This is a genomic window from Streptomyces sp. NPDC013455, from assembly GCF_040632975.1.
GTDB lineage: Bacteria > Actinomycetota > Actinomycetes > Streptomycetales > Streptomycetaceae > Streptomyces.
This window is the reverse complement of record NZ_JBEYCX010000055.1, coordinates 1-4854: the sequence shown is the minus strand read 5'-3', so window position 1 is coordinate 4854 and position 4854 is coordinate 1. Positions and strand designations below refer to the sequence as shown.

2 protein-coding genes are annotated in these 4854 nt (G+C 69.3%); both read left to right on the top strand.

Going from position 1 to position 4854, the window contains the following annotated elements; translation table 11 throughout:
* The coding region (locus ABZ576_RS34185) for a phosphopantetheine-binding protein (protein ID WP_360749958.1) at positions 1-555 on the top strand (555 nt) is incomplete at its 5' end.
* Positions 556-614: 59 nt separating this feature from the next.
* Positions 615-4854: beta-ketoacyl synthase N-terminal-like domain-containing protein (locus ABZ576_RS34180; protein WP_360749955.1), on the top strand; the 4240-nt coding region annotated here is incomplete at its 3' end.

The following is a 4854-nucleotide window of genomic DNA, read 5'->3' as shown; positions in this document are numbered from 1 at the left end:
CACACCCGGCCGGGGACCGCCGACCACGACGCGACCCTCGCCGAACGCCTCGGCACCCTCACCCCCGAACAGCAACACGACACCCTCCTCACCCTCGTGCGCAGCCACATCGCCACCGTCCTGGGCCACCCCACCCCCGACACCATCCACCCCGACCACGCCTTCCGCGACCTCGGCTTCGACTCCCTCACCGCCGTCGAACTGCGCAACCACCTCACCCACACCACCGGCCTACGCCTGCCCACCACCATCGCCTTCGACCACCCCACCGCCACCACCCTCACCCACCACCTCACCACCCTCCTCACCGGCAACGCTGACAGTGACGTCGCCCCGGTGCTGGCAGAGCTCGACAAACTGGAATCCGCGCTCGACGCACTGGACAGGGACGACTCCGCCTGCGAACGGGTGACTCTGCGATTGCAGTCGCTGATGCTCAAGTGGAGCGGTTCTCGGCAACCCACGACCGAGGGCACCGACGACTCCGGCAGGTTCGCGTCGGCGACCGCCGACGAACTCCTCGAATTCATCGACCGAGACCTCGGCCTCTCCTGAACCAGACCGACGCGGTGTCCCCGTACGCAACGGGTTCTCTCCAAGGACGTGAACTAGACGTGGCGAACGATCAGAAGCTCCTCGAGTACCTCAAGCGAGTGACCGCCGACCTGGACCGGACCCGACGGCGCCTGTACGAGGTCGTCGAACGGGAACAGGAGCCGATCGCCATCGTAGGGATGGCCTGCCGCTACCCGGGCGGGGTCGGGTCGCCCGCGGATCTGTGGGAACTCGTCGATGCGGGCACGGACGCGATCGGTGAGTTCCCCACCGACCGCGGTTGGGACCTGGACGGCCTCTACGACCCCGACCCCGACCGCCCCGGAACCTCCTACACCCGGCACGGCGGATTCCTCTACGACGCCGGGGAGTTCGACGCGGAGTTCTTCGGAATCTCGCCGCGCGAGGCGCTCGCCATGGACCCCCAGCAACGACTCCTCCTGGAAACCGCTTGGCAGGCGCTCGAACACGCCGGGATCGACCCGACCTCCGTCCGCGGCAGCCAAACCGGAGTCTTCGCGGGCGTCAACCCGCAGGACTACACGACCGATCAGCACGGGCGGCGTCCGGACGTCGAGGGCTACCTGCTGACCGGGGCGGCCGCCAGCATCGCGTCCGGTCGCATCTCCTACACGTTCGGCCTCGAAGGACCCGCGGTCACCATCGACACGGCGTGCTCCTCGTCCCTCGTCGCGCTGCACCTGGCCTGCCAGGCTCTGCGCGCCGGCGAGTGCACGATGGCCTTCGCGGGCGGCGCCTCGGTGTTGTCCACCCCGATGGTGTTCATCGAGTTCGCCCGCCACCACGGCCTCTCGGTCGATGGTCGGTGCAAGGCGTTCTCCGCTTCGGCCGACGGCACCGGGTGGAGTGAGGGTGCCGGCATGCTCCTCCTCGAACGGCTCTCCGACGCGGAGCGCAACGGCCGCCGGATCCTTGCCCTGGTACGTGGCAGCGCGGTCAACCAGGACGGCGCGTCCAACGGCCTCACCGCACCCAACGGCCCCTCGCAACGCAGGGTGATCCGCCAAGCCTTGACCAATGCCCACCTCGCCCCCGCTGACATCGACGCAGTCGAGGGCCACGGCACCGGCACCCGGCTCGGCGACCCCATTGAAGTCCAGGCCCTGCAAGAGGCTTACGGCGAAGACCGACCCGATGGCCGCCCACTCTGGCTCGGCGCCCTGAAGTCGAACATCGGCCATTCGATCGCCGCGGCGGGTGTGGGCAGCGTCATCAAGATGGTGATGGCGTTGCGGCATGGGGTGCTGCCGCGAACCCTGCACGCCGAGGAGCCGTCGCCCCACATCGACTGGACCTCGGGTGCCGTGCAGCTGCTGACGCGGGCACGGCCGTGGGACGCGGAGGCGGGTCGGGTACGGCGGGCTGGGGTGTCCTCGTTCGGAGTGAGCGGGACCAATGCCCACGTGATCGTGGAAGAAGCCCCCCAGCCGGAGCCAGAGCTGGAGCCGGTGGGGTGTGAGGCGGAGGCCGGTGGCGGGGAGCCGGTGCTGCCGCTGGTGTGGGTGGTGTCAGGCAAGACCGAGGCCGCGCTGCGTGCGCAGGCCGGCACCCTGCACTCCCACCTCCGTGACAACCCCGACCTGGATGCGGCCGCCCTCGGCCACACCCTGGCCCACACCCGCGCCCTGTTCGAACACCGGGCCACCATCATCGCCACCAACCGCGACCAGGCCCTGGACGCCCTCGCTGCACTCGCCGCCGGGCAACCCCACCCCAGCACTGTCGCCCTCTCGCCCAGCGGCACGGGGACGGGCGGGAAGACCGCGTTCGTCTGTTCCGGGCAGGGCACCCAGTACCCCGGGATGGCCAACGGCCTCTACCAGGCCTTCCCCGTCTTCGCCGCCGCCCTGGACGAAATCTGCGCCCACTTCACCGAACACCTCGACCACCCCCTCCGCGACCTCCTCCTCCACACCGGCAGTGACACCAAGTCGGGCAGCGAGCCGGGGGAACTACTCGCGCAAACCCTCTACGCCCAGCCCGCCCTCTTCGCTCTCCAGGTCGCCCTGCACCGGCTGCTGACCGAGACGTACAAGATCAGCCCGCACTACCTGGCCGGGCACTCCCTGGGCGAGGTCACCGCCGCCCACCTCGCCGGCATCCTCACCCTGCCCGACGCCGTCCGCTTCATCGCCACCCGCGCCCGCCTCATGCAGACCCTGCCCCCCGGCGCCATGACCACCCTGCACACCACACCCGACACCCTCGCCCCCCAGCTGGAAGGGCTGGAGGACAAGGTCGCCATCGCCGCGATCAACACCCCCACCTCCCTCGTCATCAGCGGCGACCCCGACACCGTCGAACACCTCACCACCTGGGCCCGCAACCAGAACATCACCACCAAACCCCTGACCAGCGGCAAAGCCTTCCACTCCCCCCACACCGACGCCATCCTCGACCAACTCGGCGCGATGGCCGGTGAGCTGACACTGCACCCACCCCACACCCCCCTCATCACCTCCAGCGACGGCGACCCCCTCACCCCCGAGTACTGGGCGCGTCAGGCACGGGAGTGCGTCCATTACCGCGACACCACCCAAACCCTCCACGAACACCAGGTCGGCACCTTCATCGAGCTCGGCCCCGATCACACCCTGACCGCCCTCACCCACCACACACTGCCCGAACACAACCCCACCGCCGTCACCCTCCTCAACCCCCAACATTCCGAACCAGCACAGCACTTCCTCACCGCCCTCGCCCACACCACCACCCCCTGGCACACCCACCACCACACCCAACCGCCCAGCCGCCGCCTCGACTTGCCCACCTATTCATTCCAACGCACCCGCTACTGGCTACAGACACGCCCCGTCACCAGCAGCCCATCTCTCCCGACGGATGCCGCCGCACCCGAACCGCGCGTGACCTCGCTCCGCGACACTCTTGCCGGCCAATCCCCCCAAGAGCGTGACGAGGCGCTTCTCGACCTGGTCCGGCGGGAGGTCGCCGCAGTGCTCGGCCATGCCACGCCAGAGGTTGTAGACCCTGAAAAGGCATTCAAAGATCTCGGCTTCGACTCACTGGCCGCCATCAAGCTGCGCAACCAGCTGGCCGCCGTCACCGGCCTCGCCTTGCCCAGCACGCTGGTCTTCGACCATCCCACTCCGATGGCCCTGTGCCGGTACTTCCAGTCGGAGATCGTCGGGGCGGAAGACACCAGCAGCCGTCTCCCTCTCCGGGCTGCGGTCGCCGACGAACCCATCGCGATCGTCGGCATGGCGTGTCGCTTCCCTGGCGGCGTACGGACGCCCGACGGCCTGTGGCGCCTTGTGAACGACGAAGACGACGCGGTCGGCGGGTTCCCCACGAACCGTGGCTGGGACTTGGCGGCGCTGTACGACCCGGACCCGGGACATCACGGGACCACGTACACCCAGCAGGGGGGCTTCCTCTATGACGCGGGCGAGTTCGATGCCGACTTCTTCGGCATCAGTCCCCGCGAGGCTCTCGCCATGGATCCACAGCAACGGCTGCTTCTTGAGACCGCCTGGGAGACCATCGAACACGCCGGTGTCAACCCGGAATCTCTGCGCGGTACGCCCACCGGCGTCTTCGCCGGGCTCATCTACCACGATTACGCGGGCCGATTCCTTACCGCACCGGCCGGTTACGAGGGTTACCTGGGGCACGGGAGCGCGGGCAGCATCGCGTCGGGCCGCATCGCTTACACGCTGGGTCTCGAAGGCCCTGCCGTAACGGTCGACACCGCGTGTTCCTCCTCTCTGGTCGCCCTGCACCTGGCCTGCCAGGCACTGCGCTCGGGCGAGTGCACCATGGCGCTCGTCGGCGGCGCGACGGTGATGTCGACCCCTGCCGCATTCGTAGAGTTCTCGCGCCAGCGGGGGTTGTCGGCCGACGGCCGGTGCAAGGCGTTCTCCGCTGCGGCCGACGGGACGGGCTGGGGCGAGGGAGTCGGCATGCTGCTGGTGGAGCGGCTGTCGGATGCCGAGCGCAACGGTCACCGCATCCTCGCGGTCGTGCGCGGCAGCGCCGTCAACCAAGACGGCGCCTCCAACGGCCTCACCGCCCCCAACGGCCCCTCCCAGCAACGCGTGATCCGACAGGCCCTCGCCAACGCGGGACTGTCGGCCGCGGACGTCGACGCCGTCGAAGCCCACGGCACCGGCACGAAACTCGGCGACCCCATCGAAGCCCAGGCCCTCCTGGCCACCTACGGTCGAGACCGCTCCGAGGACCGGCCACTGTGGCTGGGCTCGCTGAAATCCAACATCGGCCACGCCCAGGCCGCCGCAGGAGTGGGCGGCATCATCAAAA